Consider the following 22,846-nt stretch of genomic DNA (forward strand, 5'->3'; position numbering starts at 1 on the left):
CGAGCGGGACAAGGAGATGAGGTCATGGACGAGGAAATCGAAAGATTGATCGTCAGCGTGCGCGCCGACACCTCGGTCTTCGCGCGCGACGTCGCGACGATGCGGGCCGAGCTGGACGGACCGTTCGCAGCCGGGGCGGACCGGGCCGGACGGGCGCTCGAGACCGCGCTGGCGCGGGCGGTGCGCACGGGCAAGCTCGGCTTCGAGGATCTGAAGCGGGCCGCGCTGTCGGTGATGGCCGAGATTTCGGCGGCCTCGATCGGCGACGGCCTTGCGGCCATCTTCGGCGGTGGAAAGGGGGGCGGCAGTCCGATCGGATCGCTCGCTGCCCTGCTCACAGGCGTGCCGGGGCGCGCGACGGGCGGGCCGGTATCGCCGCAGCGGCCCTATCTGGTCGGCGAACGCGGGCCGGAGCTGTTCGTGCCGACGGCGAGCGGAAGGATCGAGACGTTGCGGGCAGGCGATGCGCGGGAGGTGCGGCTCAGCATCACCGTGAACGCGCCGGCCGGCCGGGAAGCGGGGGCGCTCCAGGCGTCGAGCCGGCAGGTGGCGCGGGCGGTCAAGCGCGCGCTCATGCAGGTGGAGGATTGAGATGGGCCATTGGCTTGCGCCGGCCGGCAGCGCCAAGACGCTCGGCACGGTGAAGCGTTTCGATGCGCGCTACTGGACCGTCGATTTTCCGCGCCCGATGATGGCGAGCGTGGTGACGACCGGACCGAACGCGCTCCGGATCGAGACGGTGTCCTACACGGCGAACGACCTTGCCGGGTTGATCTGGGAAGCTGAGGACCGGTGGGATCACCCGCTGCTAAGATACGAGACAAAGAAGGATTTCCGGCGCTGCCGACTGTCCTTTTGCTGGCGATCGGGTGGATTGCTGCCGCTCGACGCCGTGAACGGACCGACGCTCACCATCGAAGGGCGCGATGCGGCGGGGGCGGCGCGGACCTGGTTCGTGCGGCTGTGGAACTATGCCGAGGGCACGCCTGAGGATGCGCTGGTCATGTTCGATTTCGATGCGCTGGCCGGTGGCTGGGAAGCGGACGATCCTGTCTTTGCCGGAGACATCGACCGGCTGTTCGTCTCGCTCGCCTCGCCGGGCTATACCGGCGTGGACCTGCCGCTCGCGGCGCCTGCGGAGGGCTGGGCAGAGCTCGCGGACATCGCGTGCGACGGATCGGGCTCCGTGCTGGGACAAGGCGACGCGCTGGTGCCCGAGCACGATCTCAGGATCGCGACCGGCTATGACGATCTCTATCACCTGACGCCGGCGCGGGTGCTGCGCAACACCGCCTGGCTCGGCTATCGCAAGGCGATCAACCACTATGTCGGGATGAGCCATTATTTCCGGCTCGAGGCGCTGGGCGGCGGATTCTACGTCAGCCTGGCCGGCGGGGTGCTGAACACCCCCTGCGCCGCGTGGCATCGCGATTTCGCGGCGAAGGCCAAGGCGCTCGGCTTCGAGCTGATCGTCTCGCTCTCCTACGAGCTGCTCGATCAGCATTGCTGGAACGATTGGAAGCAGCGCGCGGCGGACGGATCGCCGGCGCTGACCGGATGGGAGCCGCCTTCCACGCTGCTGTCGCCCGCCCATGAGGGTGCGATGAACTATCTGCGGCTCGTCGCGCGCGCATTCGCGGCGATGCTCCTGGAGGCTGGCCTGCCGGTGCGGTTCCAGGTGGGTGAGCCGTGGTGGTGGGTGACGGCGGATGGACGCATCTGCCTCTATGATGCGGCTGCTGTGATGGTCTTCGCACCGGCGCCGATCCCGGACGTGCGGACGCCGCTCGACGCGATGCAGACCGCGACGCTGGACGCGGCGGGCGCCGTGCTGGCGGCATCGACGGCGGCGCTCTGCGTGGCGGTCCGGGATCTGGCGCCTGAAGCCGAGACGCTGCTGCTGGTCTATCTGCCGACCGTGCTCGATGCAGCGGCGCCCGAGGTGAGGCGGGCGAACGTGCCGCTCGGCTGGGCCGTGCCGGCCTTCGATGTCCTGCAACTTGAGGATTATGACTGGGTGACGTCGGGCCGCTCGGGCGCGACGGCCGGCGCCGTCGCGGCGATGGCGGCGCGGCTTGGCTATCCGCCGGAAGCCCAACACTATCTCGCCGGATTCGTGCTGTCGGGCGACGACGCGCATCAATGGTCGGCGATTGCGCGCGCCGCCGAGGCTGCCGAGCGGCGTGGTGCTGCCGAGGTGTTCGTCTGGGCGCTTCCGCAGGTGCTGCGCGACGGTTTCGTCCATTTCGGAAAAGGGGAAGGGGAGGTGGAAGCTTTCGACGACGTGCGCTTTCCGATCGCGCTCGGGCGCGAGGCCAGCGTGGAGCCGGCCTTCTCCACCGCAATCGTGACGACGGCGAGCGGCGCCGAGCAGCGCAATGCCGAATGGGCGGATGCGCGGCTGCGGTTCGACGTGGGACCGGGCGTGCGCGGCGAGGCGGACATTCAGACGCTCATCGGCTTCTTTCGTGCCCGGCACGGTGCCGCGGTTGCGTTTCGGTTTGAGGATCCGTTCGACAATTCTTCCAACGGGATGACGGGCATCCCTCAGATAGCCGATCAGGATATCGGCACCGGCGACGGAGCGCGGACCGACTTCCCTCTCATCAAGGCATATGGCGCGCAGCAACGGCGGATCACCCGGCCGGTGCCGGGTAGCGTGCGGGTGGCCGTGGACGGTGTCGAGCGGATCAGCGGCTGGACGCTCGGGCCGAAGGGGATCGTCAACTTCGCCGTGCCGCCAGCTTCCGGGGACGTGATCGCCGCAGGGTTCCGGTTCGACGTGCCGGTGCGATTTGCGGAGGATCGGCTCAATGTCAGCTGCGCGACTTTCGCGGCCGGCGAGATCCCGTCGGTGCCGCTCATCGAGGTTCGGGAGTAGGCCGTGACCAGCTTTCTGCAGCGGGAGTTGATCACCGTCGCCTTGTGCTGGCGCCTCGAGCGGCGGGACGGTGCGGCGCTCGGCTTCACCACGCATGACCGCGACCTGTCGATCGACGGACTGATCTATCGTGCCGCTCCCGGGATGTTGCCGTCGTCGATCAGCCTGTCGGATGGATTCGATGCGGACATGCTCGACGTCGAAGGCGCGCTGACCAGTGACGCGATCCGGGCCGCCGATCTCAAGGCCGGTCGGTGGGATGGGTCCATCCTCTCGGTATTCATGGTCGATTGGCGCGATCCGGCAGCACAGAAGCTATCCGTCGCGCGCGGCGAGCTCGGCGAGGCGACCCTGAAGGGCGACGGCTTCGAAGCCGAGCTGAAAGGGCCGACCGCCATCCTGGACCGGCCCGTCGCCGAGCAGACCTCGCCCGAATGCCGTGCGCTCCTGGGTGACCGCCGATGCCGGATCGACATGGCGCCGCGCACCCGGCTCACGCGGATTGCCGCGGTGATCGCCGAAGACGTGGTGGAGGTCGCCAGCGCCGCGCCCGGCAATGCCTATGCCTACGGCCGGCTGCGCTGGATCAGCGGACATTCGAGCGGGCTCGAGAACGCCATATTGCGTTCCGACGATACGCGTCTGACGTTGCGCGACGCGCCCGATCTGGCGCCGCAGACCGGCGACCTCGTCGAAATCCAGGAAGGGTGCGACAAGAGCCTGGCGACCTGCGCGAGCCGGTTCGCCAATGTCGCGAATTTTCGCGGAGAGCCGCACCTGCCGGGTATGGACCTGCTGACCCGCTATCCGGGCGCCTGATCAGCTTTGTTTCCGGGGCAGCTTCGCCCCCGATTTTTACACGAAGGAGACTGACCATGCGGCATCTCGCCTGTCCTGGATCGCTGCTGCTCGCCCTCGGCGCCTGCGCGCACATTCCCGATCATATCCGAGTGGAAGTGGACGGAAACGCGGTCGAGATCGTCAAGAAACCGGCAATCGCGCCCGCTGATGAAGACGAATAGCGGCGTTACCATCGTGGAACGGGCGCGCACCCTGATCGGGGTGCGCTTCCGCCCGAAGGGCCGGAATGCAGAGAGCGGGCTGGACTGTGTCGGTGTCGTAGCCATGGCCGCGGGGATTGTGCGCCCGCCGGATGGCTATGCGCTGCGCGGCGGATCTCCTGAACACCTTGCGGACGGGCTATGCGCGGCCGGCTTTCGTCTGTCCGAAACGCCCGATCCGGGTGACGTGCTCGCGATGCGCGCCGGGCCGGAACAGCTCCATCTCGGCATCTGGACCGGCGCGGGACTGGTGCACGCGGACGCAGGCCTGCGCCGGGTGGTCGAGCGTCCCGGCAGCCCGCCCTGGTCCGTCCTCGGCATCTGGCGGCGCATTTTCGAGGAGGCATGAATGGCGACCCTGGTGCTCACCGCGGTTGGCAGCGCGATCGGCGGGCCCATCGGCGGCGCGATCGGATCGATCCTGGGCCAGCAGATCGACAATTCGCTCTTTGCGCCCAAGGCCAGGCAGGGGTCGCGGCTTGGCAGCCTGGCCGTACAGACATCCGCCTACGGCACCGATATCCCCAGGATCTTTGGAATGATACGCGTGGCCGGCACCGTGATCTGGGCGACCGACCTCGTCGAAAGCCGGTCGACGAGCAGCGGAGGCAAAGGACGTCCCAAGACCATTTCCTATTCCTATTCCGCGAATTTTGCCGTCGCGCTGTCCGCCCGGCCCATCCGGACCGTTCGGCGGATCTGGGCCGACGGCAAGCTGCTGCGGGGCAGCGCAGGCGACTTCAAGACGCAGACAGGCTATCGTCTCCACGCCGGCGACGAGGATCAGGATGCCGATCCGCTGATCGCGGCGGCCGAGGGGGCAACCCAGGCGCCGGCCTTCCGCGGCCTTGCCTATGCCGTGTTCGAGAACTTCCAGCTTGAAGATTATGGCAACCGCATTCCCTCCCTGAGCTTCGAGGTGGAAGCGGACGAAGCGCCGGTGACGATCGGGGCCATTGCGGAGGCGTTGGCGGGGCCGGCGCTCGCGGCTGACGCTGCAACCCCGCTCTTGCATGGCTATGCGGCCGGCGGAGACAGCGTGCGCAACGCAGTTGAGGCGCTGGCAGACATTGCTGCATTGTCGCTCGTCGATCGGAATGGTCGGCTGTGGCTGGGAAGCAACGTCGGTTCTCCGGTGCCGGTCGATGGCGCCGGGGAGACAGCGCGACGCCAGATGACGCGGCGCGCGCTTGCCACCCTGCCTGGTGAGGTCAGCATTGCCTATTATGACACGGCTCGCGACTATCAGGCGGGTCTTCAGCGGGCTTTGGCTGGCGCGCCCGATGGCCGCGTGGTCGAGCGGCGCGACGTCCCCGCGGCGCTCTCCGCAGGAGCGGCCAAAGGTTTGGCGGAAGGCCGCCTGGCCGTCCTTCGAACCGGGCGCACCCGCGCCAATCTGTCGCTTGGCTGGGCGTACGCGGCGCTGCGGCCGGGCAATGACGTGATTCTTTCGAGCGAAGCCGGCCTGTGGCGCGTCCGACGATGGACGTCAGAGCGAATGTCGATCGCGCTGGAGCTTGTCCGGATTGGAAACGGATTCCTCCACGAGCCGGCGACGGCGACGCCGGGAAACGGCGTACGTCAACCCGATCTGGTTCATGGACCCACGACTCTGCGGGTCTTCGACTTGCCGCTGGGCGAGCCGCAGGGCGCGCAGCCGTCGCTCCTCGTGGCTGCCGCCGGGATCGAGGACGGTTGGCGGCGGGCGGCGCTCATGGCGAGCTTCGATGACGGGGCGAGCTGGCAGGATGCCGGTGTGACCGCGCCGGCGGCGACGATGGGCACGGCACTGACCGCGCTGGGTACGGGGAATTCGGCCCTGTTCGACGAGGTCGCGAGCCTCGAGGTCGAACTGCTGAACGAGACGATGTGGCTGGAAAGCGCCGGTGACGACGCGCTTGCGAATGGTGCCAATCTCGCCTTGGTGGGCAGCGAGTTGATCCAGTTCGGCAGCGCCCTCTGGCTGGGCGGTCGGCGTTTTCGGCTGAGGCACCTGTTGCGTGGGCGTCGTGGCACCGAATGGGCGGCAGCGGCGCATATATCGGGTGATCCCTTTGCGTTGATCGAACGCGAGAGCCTCGCAACCATCGATGCGCCGATCGGGGCGGCAGGTGCTTCGGCACGCGTGACGGCGAACGGCGTCGGCGACGACGAGCCCGTCAGTATCGACCTCTCGATCACCGCGGAGGCCCTGCGACCACCGGCGCCAGTCCATTTGGAGGCAGAGCGGCTGACCGATGGAGGTGTCCTGATCCGCTGGATTCGGCGCAGTCGTCTCGGCTGGACCTGGCTGAGCGACAGCGACACGCCGCTCGGCGAGGAAAGTGAATCCTATCGCCTTCTCTTGTCCGGCGAAGGATTCGAACGCGTGGTTACGCTGAGTTCGGCTTCCCACGTCTACAGCGCTGCCGATCAGGTCTCCGATGGCTGGGTCGGGGCGCTTCATATCGCGGTCGCACAGATCGGAACCCATGCGGTGTCGCGCCCAGCAGAAATCCTGTTCGAATGATCGGAGAGCCCTATGACCGAAACCAGTGCGCGTTTCGCGCTGCCCTTCATCCTGCCTGGCCAAGCGCAGAAGGAGATTTTTCACAATGAGGCGCTGACAACGATCGATTGTGCGCTGCACAGTTGTGTGAAGGGGTTCGCAACCGAACCTCCCGCCGAGCCGGTGTCCGGCGAGGGGTGGATCGTCGAAGCCGGAGCATCGGGCGCCTGGGCCGGTCGGACAGGCTGTCTCGCGACCTGGACTTCGGCCGGCTGGCGCTTCGTCTCGCCGGTTCCCGGCATGATGGTGTGGGACAAGGAAGCCTCCCACTGGATATATTGGAACGGTGAGGCGTGGTCCGACGGCGCGATGCCGGCTGCCGCGCTGATGATAAATGGCGAACAGGTGGTTGGCCCCCGCCAACCTGATATTCCAACTCCTTCTGGTGGAACGACAATCGACGCTGAATCTCGGTCGGCGATAGGGGCGATAATTGTCACATTAAAGTCACACGGTCTGATTGATTGAAATTTGTCTTGCATCCGATGCAACTCGAAGGCCGGTGCGTCGTTTGCCGACGCGCTGTGAGCCTTCGTTCATCTTCCCGGTGAACTGCGGCTTTTCAGCAACAGGTGAGGGGCGAAGCGCGCTTGCACGCAAACTCCGCTTACCGTAAGGAGTTCACGTCGTTCCCGATCGGGACGCAGAAGAAAGGGGAAGATTTATGCGGAAGCTCGCCATTGTAGTGGCGCTGTCGTCCACCGTCCTCGCGACTCCGGCTTTTGCGCGCAATGGCGCGTGGTATGTCGGCGGCGATTTCGGTGCCATGATCGTTGAGGACATCGGGTTCGACTTCGGGCGTCCCCAGACCATCCCGGGCGGCGATGCCCAGGTCGAGATCGATCATCGTTATGGCTTCGACGGCGGCCTCTATGCGGGTTACGATCTTGGCGCGTTCCGGATCGAAGCCGAGGTCGCTTACAAGCGGGCCAGGCTTGATGAGGTCGAGAGCGTTATCGCGCTGCCCGGCATCGGTGCCGGTGGGCCGATTGCGCAGACGGTATTCCCGGCCGGTGGTGGTAACACCACAGCGCTCAGCTTCATGGTCAACGGCCTGCTGGACTTTGGCGATGAGGATGGCCTCAGCGGGTTCGTGGGCGGTGGTGTCGGCGTGGCTCGTGTCAGCTACAACAACCAGCGCATCTTCGAGAACCAGGGCGCTTTCCTCGATGATTCCGACACGCGTTTCGCGTGGCAGCTCATCGCCGGTGTCCGTCAGGCGGTCACAGACAATATCGACGTGACGCTGAAGTATCGTTTCTTCAACGCCGACGATATCGAGACGGTGAACTTCCTCGGCGACGTGTCGTCGACGCGGTTCCGGTCGCACAGCCTGTTGGGTGGCATCACCTTCAACTTCGGCGCTCCGCCGCCGCCCCCGCCGCCTCCGCCGCCGCCGCCGCCTCCCCCACCGCCGCCTCCGCCGCCGCCTCCCCCGCCGCCGCCTCCGCCGACGCCGGGTCCGTTCATCGTGTTCTTCGACTGGGATAAGTCGGACATCACGCCGCAGGCGGCTGCGATCCTGGACAACGCGGCTGCTGCGTACCAGCAGACCGGACAGGCGCGTGTGGTGCTCGCGGGTCACGCCGACCGCTCGGGTTCGGCCGACTACAACGTGGGCCTCTCGCAGCGTCGTGCCGACAACGTCCGCCAGTATCTGGCCGGCCGTGGCGTGCCCGATGGCGCGATGTCGACCGAAGCATTCGGCGAAAGCCGTCCGCTGGTCGAGACCGCCGACGGCGTTCGCGAGCCGCAGAACCGGCGCGTGGAGATCACCTTCGGCCCCGGCTCCGGCTGGTAAGAAGGTAACCCTCCGCTTCGGCGGCGGGTTGATCACAGAATTGGGAGCCGGTTCTTCGGACCGGCTCCTTTTTTGTGGGTTTCATCGTACGCACGGCGGTGCGGCCTCGGCGCCCCTGTTCGATCTCAGACAGCTCTGGTATCGGCGCCCCGATTCACGCTGAATTGGAGCGAAGATGCGTATTGCAGTTGTCGGGACCGGTTATGTCGGTCTGGTGTCGGGTGCCTGCTTTTCCGACTTCGGGCACGACGTCGTTTGCGTCGACAAGGATGCCGGCAAGATCGAGGCGCTCGAGCGGGGCGTGATGCCGATCTTCGAGCCGGGCCTCGATCAGCTCGTCGCCCGTAATGTGGCCGGGGGGCGGCTGTCATTCACGATGGATTTGGCAGCTGCGGTCGACGGTGCCGAGGCGATCTTCATCGCGGTTGGGACGCCCTCGAGACGCGGCGATGGTCATGCAGATCTGAGTTATGTGTTCAGCGCGGCGCAGGAGATTGCGGCCGCATTGACCGGGCCGGCCGTGATCGTCACGAAATCGACGGTCCCCGTAGGCACGGGCGATGAAGTCGAGCGGATCGTGCGCGAGACGGCGCCGGGCAAGCAGGCCTGGGTCGTCTCGAATCCCGAATTCCTGCGCGAAGGAGCGGCGATCGAGGATTTCAAACGCCCGGATCGCATCGTCGTGGGCACCGAAGATCCACGCGCGATCGAGATGATGAGAGAGGTTTATCGATCGCTTTATCTCAACAAGGCGCCGCTGCTCTTCACCTCGCGCCGGACCGCCGAGATCATCAAATATGCAGCGAACGCTTTCCTGGCGACCAAGATCACCTTCATCAACGAAATCGCTGACCTTTGCGAAACGGTAGGTGGGGACGTGCAGGATGTCGCCCGCGGCATCGGCCTGGACGGTCGGATCGGGGCCAAATTCCTGCACGCCGGGCCGGGCTATGGCGGCTCCTGCTTTCCCAAGGACACGCTCGCCCTGTTGAAAACCGCTGAGGACTATCAAACGCCGCTGCACATCGTCGAAGCCGTCGTGAAGGTAAACGACGCGCGCAAGCGGGCGATGGGCCGCAAGGTGATCCGGGCACTCGGCGAGGAGCCACGCGGCAAGACGGTGGCGCTGCTTGGCCTGACCTTCAAGCCAAATACCGACGACATGCGCGATGCGCCGTCGATCGCGATCGTGCAGGCGCTCGAGGACGCAGGCGTGAAGGTTCGTGGCTACGATCCCGAAGGCGCGGAACAGGCCCGTCCGCTTATGCCCAATGTGGAATTGTGCACGAGCCCTTACGAGGCCGTGCGGGGCGCTGACGCGGTCGCGCTCGTCACCGAATGGGATGTGCTGCGGGCACTGGATCTCAAACGGATCGCCCAGGCGATGGCGGCCCCGGTGCTCGTCGATCTTCGCAACATCTACCCGCCCGAGGAGGTTGAGGCCGCTGGCCTGGCCTGGCATGGTCTCGGTAAGCCGGCGCGGCCGGCCAGGGTTCAGCTGAAGCTCGCCGAAACCCTTCGGTCCGAAGCCCGTTGAACGCCGAAAGGGAGACGAGACGATGAGATCAGCATTGATCGGTGCGAGCGGCATTGCCGCGCTGGCCATCGCCACGGGTGTCGCGGCGCAAGCGGGCGGCGGTTCGGCCCAGGCCGATCTGCGCAAGACCGAGGGACAGGTTGTCGCGCGGGCAACGGTCGAGCAGGCCGGCGAGGCGGTCCGTCTGCGGATCGAGGCGAGCGGACTGCCGGCGGGCACCTATGGCGCGCATATCCACACGGCCGGCCTTTGCGACGCGCCCGATTTTGCGAGTGCGGGCGGCCACTGGAATCCCATGTCCAGGCAGCATGGCCGCGAGAATCCCCAAGGCGCGCACATGGGCGATCTGCCCAATCTCACCGTGGCCGGGAACGGCACCGGCAGCCTGACGTTCGACATTCCCTCGGCGCAGCTGCGGGGCGGTCACCATCCCTTGCTGGACGCTGATGGCGCTGCGGTGATCATCCATGCCAGCCCGGACGACTATCGGACAGATCCCACCGGCAACAGCGGGGCGCGGGTGGCCTGCGGGGTTCTGAACTGATCGTTCGCGAGCGCTAAACGGGTTCGCCCGCGGCGCGTGCGCGCTCGACCTTCGTCGCTTCGAGCGTCGCTAAGTGGCGGGCGCCGATCCAGAGACCGATCAGCGTCAGGACCGGCATGAAGTAGAGAGCCGCGATCCCGACCGCGATGTTGCGGTCGGCCAGCCCCATCATCTGACCGGCAAAATAAGGACCGAGCGCGAGGCCGACCATGGTCGTGCCCAGGATGTAGGTCGCTCCGGCAGTTGCGCGCATCCGCGGCAGCACCAGATCCTGCAGCGTCGCCACCGCCGCCCCGACCCAGGCGGAAGCGAACATATGCGCGATCGGGTTCACCCAATAGAAAGCGGCGAGATTTTCAGTGGTAAGCAGGAACCCAATAAGTGGGATCGGCAGCACGACCGAGAGCATGTTGACGAAGATACGGCCGCGCGGGTCGCGCTGTCGCCAGAGATCGGACAGGTAGCCGCCAAGGATGACGCCGATCGCCGCAGAGGCAGCAGACGTCGAGCCGATGATCAGACCGACCTCCGCCTTGGCGGTGAGGCCGGCGAGATAATGCGCCGGGGCGGCGCCGCCACCGTAGAAATGCTCCTCGACATAGAAGGGGATCCAGAAGCTTGTCGCATAGGTGACGAATGAGATGCTGCCGAAGGCGATGGCAAGAATGAGGACGACGGGCGAGCCCCAGATCAGCGCATAGACGGGTGGATCGCGATGCTTCAGCGACTGCACCCAGGAAAAGATCGCATAGACACCGAGACCGTAGGCGAGCCACTGCGCGCCAGTGCCGGTGACGAGGTAGAGACCATAACCGATTATTGCGGTGAGGCCGAGCGCGAGGAGATTTGGCATCAGCGCGCCAGGGATGCGGGCGACGTTCAACAGAGTCAGCGGCGGCAGAATCGCGACCAGTTCCTTCCCGAAATCGCGCCAGGCATTGGGGCGCACCACCGGCTGCGGCCGTCCTTCCGAGGCGCCGCGCATCGGTTCGCGCAGGGTGAGCACCCAAAGGGCGAGCAACAGACCAGGCAGGCCGACGGCGAGGAAGGCCGCCTGCCAACCGGCGAGACCGAGCGGCGCATCGGCCACGATCGGATAGGCCGCATTCCATTTGGCGACCACGAGGCCGCCGATCGGCAGGCTGAGCGCGCCACCGATATAGAGGCCACTCGAGTAGATAGAGAGGGCGGTGGCGCGCCGTTCCTTGGGGAAGCTATCCGAGATCATCGAATAAGCTGCAGGCGAGGCGCTGGCCTCACCGATGCCGACGCCGATACGGGCCGCCGCAAGCATCCCGAAGCTGGTCGCGAAACCGGACAGGGCAGTCATCGACGACCACAGCGCCAGCCCGATCGCCATCAGCCGGCCGCGGTACCAGCTGTCGGCGAGGCGGCCGAGCGGGATGCCGAACAGGGCGTAGAAGACGGCGAAGGCCGTGCCGTACAGGAAGCCGATCTGAGCGGGCTCAACATTTAGGTCGCGTTGGATGTCACCAACGAGAATCGAAATGATGTGCCGATCGATGAAGTTGACGATGTAGACGAGGACGAGGACGAACAGGGCATACCAAGCATAGCCGCCGATCCGCGGTTTTGCCTGAGTCGCGGCGGCGGCTTCCTCGCCCATCGACGCCATGGCCATCCTCCCGATTGTTGTTCTTTCCACCAATGGCTAGCAGAGCGTCGCACTTTGGCAACCGGGCGAGGAAGCATGTCGACCGCCGTCCTCTTCGTCTGTCTCGGGAATATCTGCCGCTTCCCGTTGGCAGAGGCCGCGCTTCGCGCCGAGGCGGAACGGCGCGGACTCGAGGTCGACGTGGATTCCGCGGGGACAGGCGACTGGCATGTCGGGCATGCGCCCGACCCGCGCGCGCAGGCTGTCGCGCGGCGCAACGGCCTCAATATCGCGCATCTTCGTGCCCGGCAGGTGTCCCGGGAGGATTTCGACCGCTTTGATCACATCATCGCGCTCGACGGTCAGAATCTGCGCAATCTTGCCACCATGCAGCAACCGGGGAGCCGCGCGGGGATCTCGCTCCTGCTCGATCATATTCCGGGGCGGGAGGGCGCGGACGTCGTCGACCCCTATTATGGTGCGGACGCCGGATTCGATGTTACATGGTCGGACGTAACCGAGGGCGCCAGGGCGCTCGCGTGCAAGATCATGGCCGGAGATCAAACGAGCCGATAGCGTTCGACTTCGGTATAGACCGCGCCTTCCGGGGTCAGCCTGCTCTCGAACAGAGCGAAGGCAGCGATGCGGAAGGGCGGGCTCGACAAGCCTCCAGCTTCCTCGAACAGGCTCCCCACCGGTCCAGCACCGCGATTGAGCCGCGCGAGCGTGATGTGCGGCAGATAGGCGCGCTGTTCCGGCGCCAGGCCGACCCGCGCGAGGGCCTGATCGACCTTCTTGTGCAGCGCGTTCAACGGCTCGTGCGGCGTGACGCCGGCCCAGACGGCCTCTGGCTGGCCCCGCCGGTCGAACGCACCGATCCCCTTGAGGGTGATCTCGAACCCGGGGTGATGGATGCAGCCGAGAGCGGCATGGATATCCTGTGCCAGATGGCGGTCGACCTCGCCGATGAAGCGAATCGTAAGATGGAGCTGTTCGTCGGTCTGCCAGCGTGCGCCGCTGACTCCCCCCATCGCGCCGAGCAGGAATGCCCGAATATTCCCGGGTGGACGGATGGCAACGAAAAGCCGGTGCATTCACGCCTATTATGCCTTTGATGACCGCCTGAAAACGGGCGCTGGCCTTCGCCGGGATGGCAGTTTGCGCCGGTTTCGCTTGAAAGCAGGCCGTAATCCCACGATATTACCCCCATTCGGCGAATTTTCGCCGGAGATGAGGAGTTTTGAGAGATGGCTAATTGGTCTGACCCGCAAGTCCGCGGATCGGCGCAGGCGACGGGAACCGTCGGCACGCGCGACGTCGCGTTCGACGCCGGCCTGCGGTCCTACATGCTGTCGGTCTACAATTATATGGCGTCGGGCGTGCTGCTCACCGGCGTCGTTGCCCTGCTGTTTGCGCAGTGGGAAGGCGCGCCGGCGGTGCTGTTCGGCCCGGGTATCCTCAAATGGGTGATCATGCTGTCGCCGCTGGCCTTCGTGATGGTGCTGAGCTTCGGCATCAACCGGCTGTCGACCGGTGCGGCACAGGCCCTGTTCTGGGCGTTCTCGGTGGTGATGGGCCTCTCCATGGCCTCGATCTTCTTCGTGTTCACGGGCACGTCGATCGCGACGACCTTCTTCGCGACCGCCGCGGCGTTCGTCAGCCTCAGCCTCTACGGCTACACGACGAAGCGCGACCTTTCCGGCTTCGGGACGTTCCTGATCATGGGCGTCGTCGGCCTGATTGTCGCGATGCTGCTGAACCTGTGGCTTCAGTCCTCGGCCTTGCAGCTGGTGATCAGCGCCATCGGCGTGCTGCTGTTTGCGGGCCTGACCGCTTATGACACGCAGCGGATCAAGAGCATGTACGCCTATGTCGCCGGCACGGACATGATCGGCAAGACGGTGATCATGGGCGCGCTGTCGCTCTATCTCGACTTCATCAATATGTTCCAGTTCCTGCTCAGCTTCCTGGGCAACCGCGAATAATCGACACGGAAGTCAGAACGGATTGGGGGCTCGGCGGCAACGCCGGGCCCCTTTCTTCTTGACCGAACGAAGGGAATCTCTCGCGATCGCGTTAGGAAGATGCCGCTGCGGATTGGATCTGTGCTGGATGTAGGCGTTTTGCCGGACGAGAAGTCTTCGCCCTCCGCCGGCGAGACGACGGAACGCGCATTGATGATGCACGTCGCCGGTGGCAATGCCGCGGCGTTCCGGCAGCTGACCGAGCGCCACACGCCCCTGGTCCACGCGCTCGCCTGGCGCCTGCTGGGCGATGCGGCCGAAGCGGAGGACGTGGTGCAGGAGGCGTTCGTCAAGCTCTGGGTCAACGCGAAAGGCTGGACGCCGACCGGCGGCGGGCTGGGCGGCTGGTTGCGGCGGGTCGCGACCAATGCCTGCCTCGACCGGCTGAGACGGCGGCGTTTCGTGAGCGACGAGGCAGCGCCCGAACGCGCCGACGAGGCACCGACGGCGGATGCGATGATCGACGCCGAGCGGCGGCGCGCGGCGGTGACGGCTGCGATCCAGGCATTGCCCGATCGCCAGCGGGCCGCGATCGTGCTGACCTATCACGAAGGCGTGTCCAATGCCGAAGCGGCGGCAATTCTCGGAGTTGGCGTGAAGGCGTTTGAATCGCTCCTGGTCCGCGCCCGTCAGGCCCTGACGCGCGCGCTTGCCGGCGAAGGCTTCCTCGGCGGAGGGGAGGGCGCATGAGCACGCAGCCGTACGATGCCGCGCTCGACGCGCTGCTGGCCAACTATACGCCACCGCCCATGCCGGAGGGCCTGGCGGCGCGTGTTGCCGAGGCGGCTGTCACTCTGCCGCAGGAGGCATCCCGTTCCGCGGCACGCCCCTGGCGGGATCGCCGTGGCAGCTGGCTGCGCCGCCCGCTCGTGATCGGCGGCGCCGCGTTCGGCCTTGCCTTCAGCGGCGCGGTGGCGGCGACCTATGTCGGGGTTCCACTGCCGCCAAAGGTTCAGTCGGTGCTGGCAGAGCTGCCGTTCGTCCGGGTCAAGGCCGAGCCGGAAGCACCCAAGGCCCCGCCCCGGAAGGCATTGCCGGCGCGTGCCGAGGAGATGCGCCCGGCGACGGCCGGGGATGCACAGCCAAGGGCCGAACGCCCGTTGCGCGCCTTCTGGCGCGAACTTTCTCCTTACGAACGCCGGCGCCTCTACGACGCGCCGCCGGGGCGGCGACTCGCGGTCGCCAAGCAGATCGTCGATTCCCGTCGCTCGGTCGGGTTGCCGACGCCGGGCGCTGAACGGATCGAGCGCGCCTTCGATCGCCGGCGGGCTCGGGCCGTCGAGCGTGATCCGGTGGCGACGGCCCGGATCGAGAACCGGCGCGCGATCCGGCGGGCCCGCATCCGCGCCGAGATCGAGCGGCGCCGGGAGATCGCGCCGGCGCTTCCTGTCGAAGTGCCGTCGGACATCGCCTCCTCTGACATTGATCCCGGCGCAGCCAGGCTCCCGGACAACAATTTCATGCCGGCCGATCCGGATCGCGCGGAGCGTTTCCGTGCGTTTCGCGAGGAACGGCTGGAACGTCGTCGGGCACTGCGCGAGGAGCGGCTGCGGCGCTGGCGGGCGCGACAGGAACGCCGGCGCGAAGGGTTCGTCGAGCCGCCGCGTTAAGGGCAGCGAGAGGCGCGGCCGGCCTCTCTTTCCAAGCGAAGGAGAATAGTGTGAAGACCATCTTTCTCGCCGGCCTGGCCGGCCTACTCTGCCTGCCGTTGGCGGCCGGCGCCGAGCCGGTGACCCGTACCCGGACCGTCGAGACGCCGCGGTACGAAGGCTCGCGAACCACGACCGTCGACCGCGAAGCGCGGACGATCGCGCGTGACGGCACCCTGACCCGCCTGTCCGATGGCGCGGTGGCCACCCGTTCCTACGATCGCCAGCGCACCGACGCCGGCGTCGTCGCCTCCGGCGCGACGACGCGATTCAACGGCGATACGCGCAGCTTCGATTATAGCCGCGAGCGCACGGCGCGCGGCTATCGCGCCGAGGGCAGTGCGACGGGTTTCAATGGGCGGACCTACGACTATCGTGCCGGCGCGCGGCGCACGTCTAACGGCTACGTCCGCGGTCGCGGCGTCCGGAACAGTGACGGCGAACTCGTCGCCGGCCGCCGTGTCGCCGTGCGACAGGGGCCCTATGGCGGCACCCATCGGCGGGCCACCCGCTTCGGCCGCCGCTGAGCCTCGGCTCCCTTCACCCCCAGAGAGCCAGCCCGCTCCGCTTGTGTGCGGAGCGGGCTTTCTATGCGCCGAGATGCCGCCGGAAGAAGTCGAGCGTCGCGGCCCAGGCCTGCTCCGCGGCCGCGCGGTTGTAGCGGGCGGCGGACGTGTCGTTGTGGAAGGCGTGATCGACATCGGGATAGGTGATCTCGGTCACGTCCTTGCCCGCGGCCCGCAAGGCAGCGACCCATGGCCCGGCGGTCGCGTTTACCCGGGTATCGCGGCCGGCGAGAATGACGAGCTCGGGCGCGACGAGGCGCGACGCTTCGGCAGGGTCGGGCGCGGGGCCGTAGAAGGACACGGCGGCCGCAAGACTGTCGCCGGCCGCGAGCGCCACGCGATGGACCATTGCGCCGCCCCAGCAGAAGCCGACGATGCCGACCTTGCGCTGTCTTTCCTGCAGCACTCCCAGTCTCCGGACAGTCTCGGTCCCGTCGGCGATGGTCCGAGCCATGTCGAGCTGGCCGATCATCTCGCGTGCCCGGTCCTCATCGGCGGGTGTCCCGCCGGCGCCACTCAGGAAATCGGGCGCGACGGCCTGGTAGCCGGCCACCGCCAACCGCCGGGCCACGTCGCGGATGTGATCATTGAGGCCGCGATTCTCATGGATCACGACCACTGCAGGCACGGGATTTGCGGCCTGCGCGGCGCCTTCGGGCATGGCCTGATAGCCACGCAGCGCGCGCCCGGGCGCGACCTCCCACTCCACTTCCTGTCCCTGAATCCCCGGCGCGTCGGGCGGTACCTGCGCCGCCGCCGCCCGGCAGGCGACGCTGGACAGCAGCATCGCTGCCGCCGCGCTGCCGCCGGCGATCCGGGTCAGCTCGGCCATGAAGGCACGGCGGTCCATGCCTTCGTGGGTGAACCGGTCGTAGAGCGCGATCGCCGCGCGCAGCACGGGATCGCTCATGCCGGCTCCTCCTGCTTGGGCATCAGCGCGTCGTCGAGCTCGTTGGCGCGGATCGCCGCCGGACGGGACTGGAGGCGGCCGACATAGTCCTCGAAGGCCGGTCGCTTCGGAATCGTGCCGAACATCAATCCCCAACCGATCTGCGCGCCGACATAGACGTCGGCGGCGGTGAACTGATCCCCGCAGATATACGGCCCGGGCAGGATCGCGTGCTCGAGATTGTCGATCGTCTCCTCGAAGCAGCCATAGCCGACGAAGCCTTTCTGCTCGGGCCCGACCTCGACCTTGAGCGCCTGATTCGTCACCGCGGCCTCGACCGGGCCGGCGGTGAAGAACAGCCAGCGATAATAGGGGCCGCGTCGCTCGCTGCCGTGCGGCGGCGCGAGATTGGCCTCGGGAAACGCATCGGCGAGATAGGCGCAGATCGCCGCGCATTCGGTGACGACCGTGTCGCCATGCCTGATCGCCGGCACCTTCCCCATCGGATTGATCGCGAGATAGTCGATATCCTTCATCGACGTGCCGAAATCGAGCGTGACCGTCTCGTAGGGCGCGCCGACCTCCTCCAGCATCCAGCGGATGATCCGCCCGCGGGACTGTGGATTGGTATAGAAGGTGAGGGATCGGGTCATGGCGACTCTCCTGTCTGATCGCCGGGGAGATAGCAGTTTCGCTGCCTTCACGGCAGGTCTCAACGCGCGTGCAGCGGCTGTCCCGACAACGCATCATGACGGTGCCGCGCCGCATAGTTAACCGGGAAATAACTCCTCGCGCCTAGGGCAGAGCCATGTTCGAACGTGGCCTGCTCCTCGCGCTGCTGGTGCTGCTGGCATCATGCGTGCCGCCGGCCGCGGCCCGCCATGCCGAAGTGCCGGAGGTGCAGGCCGTTTCGCTCGAGACTTTTCGGCATCTCCCGGCCGAGCGCATTCCCGAGGTCATCGACACGCTCACCGCGCCCGGCACGGCCGCTGCGCCCTTTGCGGGCGGCACGGACGTCACCGGTCGTGCGCTCGATTGCCTCACGGCCGCGGTCTACTATGAGGCGCGTTCCGAGGGGACCGACGGCCAGCGTGCCGTCGCCCAGGTGGTGCTGAACCGGGTGCGTCACCCGGCCTTTCCGCGCGGCATCTGCGGCGTCGTCTTCCAGGGCGCGCAGCGCGCCACCGGCTGCCAGTTCAGCTTCACGTGCGACGGTGCGATGCGGCGTGCGCGCGAGCCCGTTGCCTGGGAACGCGCCCGCGACATCGCCGAGGCGGCGCTTGCCGGCCATGTCTATGCGCCGGTTGGCCTTGCCACCCATTTTCACACCACCGCGATCCACCCTTGGTGGGCGTCATCGATGCGGCGCGCCGTCACGGTCGGCTCGCACATCTTCTACCGCTGGCCCGGCCGGTGGGGCGATCCGATGGCCTTCCGCCGCCCCTATGAAGGGGGTGAAGGCGGATTGCCCGCGCAGGCCGCCGCCGCGACGCCGTCGGAATCGCCGGATACGGAAATGGTGATGGGTGTCGCCATCCATCGCAGCAACGCACCGGCCCCGGCTTCGAATCGCCCGGGGCGCGCCGATCTGGTCCAGATCGAGAGCGTTCAGGGCGTGCGCATCCATCGGGGCGGCAGCTTTCCGCCATTCGAGACGAGGGCGGTCGACGAACCGGCGCCGGCAGGCGAGGGCGCGGCCGCTGCGTTGACCCGCTAGAACGGATAATCGTAGCGCAGGAAGCCCTTGAAGCGCGCGACCTTGTCATAGAGGGCGCGCGCGGCCCGGTTGTCTTCCTTGGTCAGCCAGTAACAGGCCGACGCGCCTCGTGTCCGCGCGGCCTCTGCGACTGCGGCGATCAGTGCGCGCGCCACGCCTTTGCCGCGCACCTCCGGCGCCGTGAACAGGTCCTGGAGATAGCAGACCTCGCCCTTCCAGATGTGCGGATGGAACAGATAGTGGGTGATCCCGACCGTCCGGCCGTCGATCCGCGCCCCGAGCCCGTGAACTTTGTCGCCGGCCATCAGCAGCTGCCAGGTCCGCACATAGTCCTCGTCGGGAAGGGGATCGTTGTAGAAGGCCTTGTAGCCGCGGGCGAGCATCTCCCAGTCGGCGCGGTCGGCCGGCGCAAGCGGTGCAATCTCGATCACCGGACCCGCTTCACGTAGGCGGCGCCGCTTTCGCGGCGCTCGACCTGGAAGTTCGGGATTGCCTCGATCATGTCGGAAAGCCGCGTATAGCCGTAGCTGCGCGCGTCGAACGAGGAACGGTTGCCGGCGAGCTTGCCCACCTCCGACAGGCTGGCGAAGCCGCGTTCATCGCGCTTGGCGTTGCGCCACGCGTCGGCGATCACCCTCACGACGCTTGGGTCGATGGCGGAACCTTCCCCGCCCTCGCCGTCCGCCTCGTCGGTGCGGGCCAAGGCGCCGACGTCGATGAAGCGCGTACAGGCCTGACGGAAGCTCTCCGGCGTCTTCGCCGTCCCGAAGCCGTAGACCGGGAAGCCGTCCTGCCGGATTCGCATCGCGAGCGGCATGAAATCGCTGTCGCTCGACATGATGCCGAACCCCTGGACATGGCCGCGATAGAGCATGTCCATCGCGTCGATCACCATCTTCATGTCGGTGGCGCTCTTGCCCTTGGTGACGTCGAACTGCTGCTGCGGCTCGATCGCGTGGCGATGGGTCATCGCCGCCCAGCCCTTCAGCGCCGGCTTCTGCCAGTTGCCATAGGCGCGGCGCACGTTCACCGTGCCGAGCTCGGCGAGGACGGTGAGCACCGGGTCCAATGAATCCGGCGAAGCGTTGTCCGCGTCGATCAGCAACGCGACATTGCGTGCGCGAAAACCATTGTCGTCGGCCATGGGGGTCCTCTACGCCAGATCACAGAATGGAAACGCCGAATAGCACAGGCCCAAAGAGAGTCGAATGCGGTGAAGCCGCAGGCGCATGCGGTGGGTCGCGGTGCACGGGATCACGAAACCGCGTAGATTCCAGCGCTTTGTCGAGCAGGGGAGCCGAAACGTGGCGCTCGCCGCGCTGATCGCCGCCTATCAGGAATCGGCCGAGCCCGGGGCGCTGCGCGCCGCCTTGCCGCTGGCCGGGCGCACCGTTCTCGAGCGCCAGGCGCGGCTGGCTCATGCTGCCGGCGCACGGCGGATCATCGTGCTGGTCGAACGGATGCCGGCCGCGCTCACCGCCGCGCTCGACCGCCTGCGTCGGGAGGGCCTGCCGCTCCAGGTCGCCCGCGGCGTCGAGGAGGCAGCGGCGGCGATCGAGCCCGAAGACCGTCTGCTCGTCATCGCCGACGGCGCGATCGCCGACGGCAGTCAGCTCGACCGGCTGGCTGTGGAGGAGAGCGCGATCGTCCTCACTGTCCCCGACAGCACCCATGGCGAGCTCTACGAGCGGATCGACGCCCATGCCCGCTGGAGCGGTCTCGCGGCAATCGACGGCGCCATGCTGAAGAGCACCGCGGCAATGCTGCGCGACTGGGATCTCCAGTCGACCCTGCTGCGCCGGACACTCCAGGCCGGCGCCCGCCATCTGCCCGCCGATGCGCCGGTCGCGATGCTCGACAGCCTCACCGACGTCGCCCAGGCCGAGCGCCAGATCCTCGAAGGTGCCCGTGCCGCCCGCGGCGGCTGGGCCGCGCGGATGCTGGCGCCGCTCGAGCGGACGGCGACCTCGCTTCTCATGGCGACACCGGTCACCACGATCGGCGTGGGCACGGCCGGTGCGGTTCTGACCGGACTCGGTGCGGTCTTCCTCGGCTATGCCTGGCTCTGGACGGGCCTCATCCTGATGCTGCTGGCGACCCCGCTCGAGGGGATCGCGCTGCGCCTCGCCCGCCTGCGCATGCAGCCCGACGCGCGGCGGGCCTGGTGGCGGCATCTGCTCGATGCTTTCGGAGGCGCCGGACTCATCGGGCTCTCCTATTCGGTCGGCCAGACGTACGGCTGGGGCATGATCCTGCTCGGGTTCGTCACGCTCGCCTTCATGATCGCGCTCGAACCCGAAAAGAAAGCACGTCGGCCGCGGGGCCGTATCGCATTGGCCGGCCGCAAGAATCTGATTTGGCTGCTGCTTCCGGCCGCTCTGGCCGGCGGCTGGCATCTCGGCCTCGCCTTGCTGGCCGCCTATGCTGCGGCCTCCTTCTTCTGGGCGCAGCACGAAGCGCATGGCGCGCGGCCGAACGGCGCCGGCGCGAACTAGCTTTGGCGGGTTGGCCGCCCGGCGACCTCGATGGCCGTTGCAATTGCCTGCTCCACGCTCATCTCGCTGGTGTCGAGCAGAACTGCATCCTCGGCCTGGCAGAGAGGGGCGGCGCCGCGGCCCGTGTCGCGCTGGTCGCGCGCGCGGATGTCGGCGAGGACGTCGGGGAGATGGACATTGAGGCCGAGGCGCTTCAGCTCCATGAAGCGGCGCTCAGCACGCGCCTCCGGGCTGGCCGTGACGAAGAGCTTCACGTCGGCGTGCGGGGCGATGACTGTGCCGATATCGCGGCCATCGAGAACGGCCCCGCCGACCTGGTCGGCGAATCGGCGCTGACGCTCGAGCAGAGCCTGGCGGACGAGCGGATAGACGGAAATGCGCGAGGCGATTCCGCCCACCGTCTCGCTCTTGAGTTCCGGATCGTCGAGATCGATCTGCGCGATATCGGTGGCGCGGGCGGCGGAGAACTCGCTGTCCGGATCGCCGCCGGTCTGCAGCAGATTCAGTGCGGTGGCGCGGTAGAGCACGCCGGTGTCCATGTGGGGCAGGCGAAAATGGCGGGCGAGCGCCTTGGCGATCGTTCCCTTGCCGCTGGCGGCGGGCCCGTCGACGGCGATGATCATGCCGGCGCCAACGCGCGGGGCCTGAAAAGGAGGCAAGGCGGGCGGTGCATGACGGGGCCTTTGACAGCCGCCCGGCCATGTGGCAAGGCGCCCGCCGATCGGCGCTTTCCCTGCGGCGGAGCGCTCGTTTTCTATTTCTGACGGAGACTTTCACCCATGGTGAAGCCTGAGTGGGGCACCAAGCGGACTTGCCCCAAATGCGGAACCCGCTTCTACGACCTCGGCAAGGACGAGCCGGTCCAGTGCATCGCCTGCGGCGTCGCCTGGAATCCCGAGCCGGTGCTGAAATCGAAGCAGCCGCTGCCCTTCGAATCGGCCAAGCCCGAGGTGGAGGCCGAGAAGGAGGATACGGATCTGGTCGAGGCCGGCGACGATCTCGACATCGACGTCGATGAGGAAGCCGAGCAGAATCCGGACGACGAGGTCGATCTCGGCGGCGACGACGATATCGGCGTCCCCGGCGCCGGCGACGAGGACGAAGAGGTCTGATTTTCCGTCACGCCATTCCCGCGGAAGCGGGAATGGCGGAAAAGGGAGCGAGCGAGGGCGCGAACGCTCTTGCCTCGTGGCGGCGCCTCCCTTACATGCGCCGCTCACCACCGGGTCGCCCAGGCCCGGCGCGAAGGGTTCGGGGCCGTAGCTCAGCTGGGAGAGCGTCGCAATGGCATTGCGAAGGTCAGGGGTTCGATCCCCCTCGGCTCCACCATCCTACTTTCTCCTATACATTCGAAAATAATAGCTATTTCTCCAAGCAACGGCTCATGCCGTGTATTTTTTGGCGCGTGTATCGACCTTCGATCAGCGTTGCTGGCCACTGAAACCGGTGTCATCGCGGTGCAGCATTGTTGTCATTGCAGCGCAGCATGGCAGCCATCGAAGCGCAACGCGACGGGCCT

At 67.1% G+C, this 22,846-nt stretch carries 25 protein-coding genes and 1 tRNA gene; 19 read left to right on the plus strand and 7 right to left on the minus strand.

The window, feature by feature from the left end; genetic code table 11:
• Window positions 1-24 precede the first annotated feature (24 nt).
• The 10 genes from RCO27_RS16610 to RCO27_RS16655 all read left to right on the plus strand — a co-directional run bounded on the left by RCO27_RS16610 (window position 25) and on the right by RCO27_RS16655 (window position 10,372).
• Entirely contained in the window at window positions 25-591 is a 567-nt protein-coding gene (locus tag RCO27_RS16610) for a tail tape measure protein (protein WP_309003816.1), read from the plus strand.
• 1 nt (window position 592) lies between these two features.
• A complete protein-coding gene (locus RCO27_RS16615; RefSeq protein WP_309003817.1) occupies window positions 593-2,881 on the plus strand; it encodes a DUF2460 domain-containing protein in 2,289 nt (762 codons plus the stop codon).
• A gap of 3 nt (window positions 2,882-2,884) precedes the next feature.
• Window positions 2,885-3,700, plus strand: a complete 816-nt coding sequence (locus RCO27_RS16620) for a DUF2163 domain-containing protein (RefSeq protein WP_309003818.1) — start codon at window positions 2,885-2,887, stop codon at window positions 3,698-3,700.
• A gap of 56 nt (window positions 3,701-3,756) precedes the next feature.
• Window positions 3,757-3,903 (plus strand): hypothetical protein, encoded by a 147-nt coding sequence (locus tag RCO27_RS16625; RefSeq protein ID WP_309003819.1) that lies wholly within the window; start codon window positions 3,757-3,759, stop codon window positions 3,901-3,903.
• Window positions 3,890-4,291, plus strand: coding sequence for a peptidoglycan endopeptidase (locus RCO27_RS16630; protein WP_309003820.1), 402 nt, complete (start codon window positions 3,890-3,892; stop codon window positions 4,289-4,291). Before RCO27_RS16625 ends, RCO27_RS16630 begins: the two co-directional genes overlap by 14 nt.
• A complete protein-coding gene (locus tag RCO27_RS16635) occupies window positions 4,292-6,451 on the plus strand; it encodes a phage tail protein (protein WP_309003821.1) in 2,160 nt (719 codons plus the stop codon).
• A 12-nt stretch (window positions 6,452-6,463) separates the two neighbouring features.
• Window positions 6,464-6,958 (plus strand): DUF2793 domain-containing protein, encoded by a 495-nt coding sequence (locus RCO27_RS16640; protein ID WP_309003822.1) that lies wholly within the window; start codon window positions 6,464-6,466, stop codon window positions 6,956-6,958.
• A 196-nt stretch (window positions 6,959-7,154) separates the two neighbouring features.
• Window positions 7,155-8,291, plus strand: a complete 1,137-nt coding sequence (locus RCO27_RS16645) for an OmpA family protein (protein WP_309003823.1) — start codon at window positions 7,155-7,157, stop codon at window positions 8,289-8,291.
• Window positions 8,292-8,466: 175 nt separating this feature from the next.
• Window positions 8,467-9,828: a UDP-glucose/GDP-mannose dehydrogenase family protein gene (locus RCO27_RS16650; protein WP_309003824.1), complete on the plus strand. Its 1,362-nt coding sequence runs from the start codon at window positions 8,467-8,469 to the stop codon at window positions 9,826-9,828.
• Window positions 9,829-9,850: 22 nt separating this feature from the next.
• A complete protein-coding gene (locus RCO27_RS16655; RefSeq protein ID WP_309003825.1) occupies window positions 9,851-10,372 on the plus strand; it encodes a superoxide dismutase family protein in 522 nt (173 codons plus the stop codon).
• Between the two features lie 13 nt (window positions 10,373-10,385).
• On the opposite strand, the gene RCO27_RS16660 is transcribed toward RCO27_RS16655, so the two are convergent.
• On the minus strand, window positions 10,386-12,008 hold the full coding sequence (locus RCO27_RS16660) for an MFS transporter (RefSeq protein ID WP_309003826.1): 1,623 nt from the start codon (window positions 12,006-12,008) through the stop codon (window positions 10,386-10,388).
• A gap of 75 nt (window positions 12,009-12,083) precedes the next feature.
• On the opposite strand from RCO27_RS16660, the gene RCO27_RS16665 reads away from it, so the two are divergent.
• Window positions 12,084-12,563, plus strand: a complete 480-nt coding sequence (locus tag RCO27_RS16665) for a low molecular weight protein-tyrosine-phosphatase (protein ID WP_309003827.1) — start codon at window positions 12,084-12,086, stop codon at window positions 12,561-12,563.
• Here the strand turns inward: RCO27_RS16665 and thpR are convergent.
• Entirely contained in the window at window positions 12,548-13,081 is a 534-nt protein-coding gene (gene thpR / locus RCO27_RS16670; RefSeq protein WP_309003828.1) for an RNA 2',3'-cyclic phosphodiesterase, read from the minus strand. The two genes, RCO27_RS16665 and thpR, sit on opposite strands and share 16 nt — an antisense overlap.
• A gap of 153 nt (window positions 13,082-13,234) precedes the next feature.
• On the opposite strand from thpR, the gene RCO27_RS16675 reads away from it, so the two are divergent.
• The 4 genes from RCO27_RS16675 (at window position 13,235) to RCO27_RS16690 (ending at window position 16,187) form a co-directional block, all read left to right on the plus strand.
• A complete protein-coding gene (locus tag RCO27_RS16675; RefSeq protein WP_309003829.1) occupies window positions 13,235-13,972 on the plus strand; it encodes a Bax inhibitor-1/YccA family protein in 738 nt (245 codons plus the stop codon).
• A gap of 99 nt (window positions 13,973-14,071) precedes the next feature.
• Entirely contained in the window at window positions 14,072-14,701 is a 630-nt protein-coding gene (locus tag RCO27_RS16680) for an RNA polymerase sigma factor (protein WP_309003830.1), read from the plus strand.
• The gene (locus tag RCO27_RS16685; RefSeq protein WP_309003831.1) at window positions 14,698-15,621 is read left to right on the plus strand and encodes a hypothetical protein; all 924 of its coding nucleotides are present in this window, start codon (window positions 14,698-14,700) and stop codon (window positions 15,619-15,621) included. Before RCO27_RS16680 ends, RCO27_RS16685 begins: the two co-directional genes overlap by 4 nt.
• A 50-nt stretch (window positions 15,622-15,671) precedes the next feature.
• Window positions 15,672-16,187, plus strand: a complete 516-nt coding sequence (locus RCO27_RS16690; protein ID WP_309003832.1) for a hypothetical protein — start codon at window positions 15,672-15,674, stop codon at window positions 16,185-16,187.
• Window positions 16,188-16,248: 61 nt separating this feature from the next.
• Here the strand turns inward: RCO27_RS16690 and RCO27_RS16695 are convergent, their stop codons facing one another.
• Together RCO27_RS16695 and RCO27_RS16700 are read right to left on the minus strand one after the other, a co-directional pair.
• Window positions 16,249-17,136, minus strand: a complete 888-nt coding sequence (locus tag RCO27_RS16695; protein ID WP_309003833.1) for a dienelactone hydrolase family protein — start codon at window positions 17,134-17,136, stop codon at window positions 16,249-16,251.
• A complete protein-coding gene (locus RCO27_RS16700; RefSeq protein ID WP_309003834.1) occupies window positions 17,133-17,768 on the minus strand; it encodes a glutathione S-transferase family protein in 636 nt (211 codons plus the stop codon). The genes RCO27_RS16695 and RCO27_RS16700 overlap by 4 nt, the downstream gene beginning before the upstream one ends.
• A 155-nt stretch (window positions 17,769-17,923) precedes the next feature.
• Between RCO27_RS16700 and RCO27_RS16705 the strand changes: the two genes are divergently transcribed.
• The gene (locus tag RCO27_RS16705; RefSeq protein WP_309003835.1) at window positions 17,924-18,832 is read left to right on the plus strand and encodes a cell wall hydrolase; all 909 of its coding nucleotides are present in this window, start codon (window positions 17,924-17,926) and stop codon (window positions 18,830-18,832) included.
• Here the strand turns inward: RCO27_RS16705 and RCO27_RS16710 are convergent.
• Window positions 18,829-19,263 carry a GNAT family N-acetyltransferase gene (locus RCO27_RS16710; RefSeq protein ID WP_309003836.1) on the minus strand — a complete coding sequence of 145 codons (435 nt, stop codon included), beginning with the start codon at window positions 19,261-19,263 and terminating at the stop codon, window positions 18,829-18,831. The genes RCO27_RS16705 and RCO27_RS16710 overlap by 4 nt on opposite strands.
• On the minus strand, window positions 19,260-19,976 hold the full coding sequence (locus tag RCO27_RS16715) for an NYN domain-containing protein (protein ID WP_309003837.1): 717 nt from the start codon (window positions 19,974-19,976) through the stop codon (window positions 19,260-19,262). Before RCO27_RS16715 ends, RCO27_RS16710 begins: the two co-directional genes overlap by 4 nt.
• A gap of 160 nt (window positions 19,977-20,136) precedes the next feature.
• Between RCO27_RS16715 and RCO27_RS16720 the strand changes: the two genes are divergently transcribed.
• Window positions 20,137-21,327: a hypothetical protein gene (locus RCO27_RS16720; RefSeq protein WP_309003838.1), complete on the plus strand. Its 1,191-nt coding sequence runs from the start codon at window positions 20,137-20,139 to the stop codon at window positions 21,325-21,327.
• Here RCO27_RS16720 and cmk read toward each other — a convergent pair.
• Window positions 21,324-21,950: a (d)CMP kinase gene (gene cmk, locus RCO27_RS16725; RefSeq protein WP_309003839.1), complete on the minus strand. Its 627-nt coding sequence runs from the start codon at window positions 21,948-21,950 to the stop codon at window positions 21,324-21,326. The two genes, RCO27_RS16720 and cmk, sit on opposite strands and share 4 nt — an antisense overlap.
• Window positions 21,951-22,106: 156 nt before the next feature.
• Between cmk and RCO27_RS16730 the strand changes: the two genes are divergently transcribed.
• Both RCO27_RS16730 and RCO27_RS16735 read left to right on the plus strand, forming a co-directional pair.
• Window positions 22,107-22,439: a TIGR02300 family protein gene (locus RCO27_RS16730; protein WP_309003840.1), complete on the plus strand. Its 333-nt coding sequence runs from the start codon at window positions 22,107-22,109 to the stop codon at window positions 22,437-22,439.
• 141 nt (window positions 22,440-22,580) lie between these two features.
• A tRNA-Ala gene (locus tag RCO27_RS16735) sits at window positions 22,581-22,656 on the plus strand.
• The last annotated feature ends 190 nt before the right edge of the window (window positions 22,657-22,846 follow it).

Source organism: Sphingosinicella sp. LHD-64 (assembly GCF_031157375.1).
Lineage (GTDB): Bacteria > Pseudomonadota > Alphaproteobacteria > Sphingomonadales > Sphingomonadaceae > Allosphingosinicella.

Excerpts from the sequence above, each read along its gene's own strand:
- RCO27_RS16610 (WP_309003816.1), top strand. The coding sequence starts at position 25 with ATGGACGAGGAAATCGAAAGATTGATCGTCAGCGTGCGCGCCGACACC.
- RCO27_RS16615 (WP_309003817.1), top strand. The coding sequence starts at position 593 with ATGGGCCATTGGCTTGCGCCGGCCGGCAGCGCCAAGACGCTCGGCACG.
- RCO27_RS16625 (WP_309003819.1), top strand. The coding sequence starts at position 3,757 with ATGCGGCATCTCGCCTGTCCTGGATCGCTGCTGCTCGCCCTCGGCGCC.
- RCO27_RS16630 (WP_309003820.1), top strand. The coding sequence starts at position 3,890 with ATGAAGACGAATAGCGGCGTTACCATCGTGGAACGGGCGCGCACCCTG.
- RCO27_RS16635 (WP_309003821.1), top strand. The coding sequence starts at position 4,292 with ATGGCGACCCTGGTGCTCACCGCGGTTGGCAGCGCGATCGGCGGGCCC.
- RCO27_RS16640 (WP_309003822.1), top strand. The coding sequence starts at position 6,464 with ATGACCGAAACCAGTGCGCGTTTCGCGCTGCCCTTCATCCTGCCTGGC.
- RCO27_RS16645 (WP_309003823.1), top strand. The coding sequence starts at position 7,155 with ATGCGGAAGCTCGCCATTGTAGTGGCGCTGTCGTCCACCGTCCTCGCG.
- RCO27_RS16650 (WP_309003824.1), top strand. The coding sequence starts at position 8,467 with ATGCGTATTGCAGTTGTCGGGACCGGTTATGTCGGTCTGGTGTCGGGT.
- RCO27_RS16655 (WP_309003825.1), top strand. The coding sequence starts at position 9,851 with ATGAGATCAGCATTGATCGGTGCGAGCGGCATTGCCGCGCTGGCCATC.
- RCO27_RS16660 (WP_309003826.1), bottom strand. The coding sequence starts at position 12,008 with ATGGCGTCGATGGGCGAGGAAGCCGCCGCCGCGACTCAGGCAAAACCG.
- RCO27_RS16665 (WP_309003827.1), top strand. The coding sequence starts at position 12,084 with ATGTCGACCGCCGTCCTCTTCGTCTGTCTCGGGAATATCTGCCGCTTC.
- thpR (WP_309003828.1), bottom strand. The coding sequence starts at position 13,081 with ATGCACCGGCTTTTCGTTGCCATCCGTCCACCCGGGAATATTCGGGCA.
- RCO27_RS16675 (WP_309003829.1), top strand. The coding sequence starts at position 13,235 with ATGGCTAATTGGTCTGACCCGCAAGTCCGCGGATCGGCGCAGGCGACG.
- RCO27_RS16680 (WP_309003830.1), top strand. The coding sequence starts at position 14,072 with ATGCCGCTGCGGATTGGATCTGTGCTGGATGTAGGCGTTTTGCCGGAC.
- RCO27_RS16685 (WP_309003831.1), top strand. The coding sequence starts at position 14,698 with ATGAGCACGCAGCCGTACGATGCCGCGCTCGACGCGCTGCTGGCCAAC.
- RCO27_RS16695 (WP_309003833.1), bottom strand. The coding sequence starts at position 17,136 with ATGAGCGATCCCGTGCTGCGCGCGGCGATCGCGCTCTACGACCGGTTC.
- RCO27_RS16700 (WP_309003834.1), bottom strand. The coding sequence starts at position 17,768 with ATGACCCGATCCCTCACCTTCTATACCAATCCACAGTCCCGCGGGCGG.
- RCO27_RS16705 (WP_309003835.1), top strand. The coding sequence starts at position 17,924 with ATGTTCGAACGTGGCCTGCTCCTCGCGCTGCTGGTGCTGCTGGCATCA.
- RCO27_RS16715 (WP_309003837.1), bottom strand. The coding sequence starts at position 19,976 with ATGGCCGACGACAATGGTTTTCGCGCACGCAATGTCGCGTTGCTGATC.
- cmk (WP_309003839.1), bottom strand. The coding sequence starts at position 21,950 with ATGATCATCGCCGTCGACGGGCCCGCCGCCAGCGGCAAGGGAACGATC.
- RCO27_RS16730 (WP_309003840.1), top strand. The coding sequence starts at position 22,107 with ATGGTGAAGCCTGAGTGGGGCACCAAGCGGACTTGCCCCAAATGCGGA.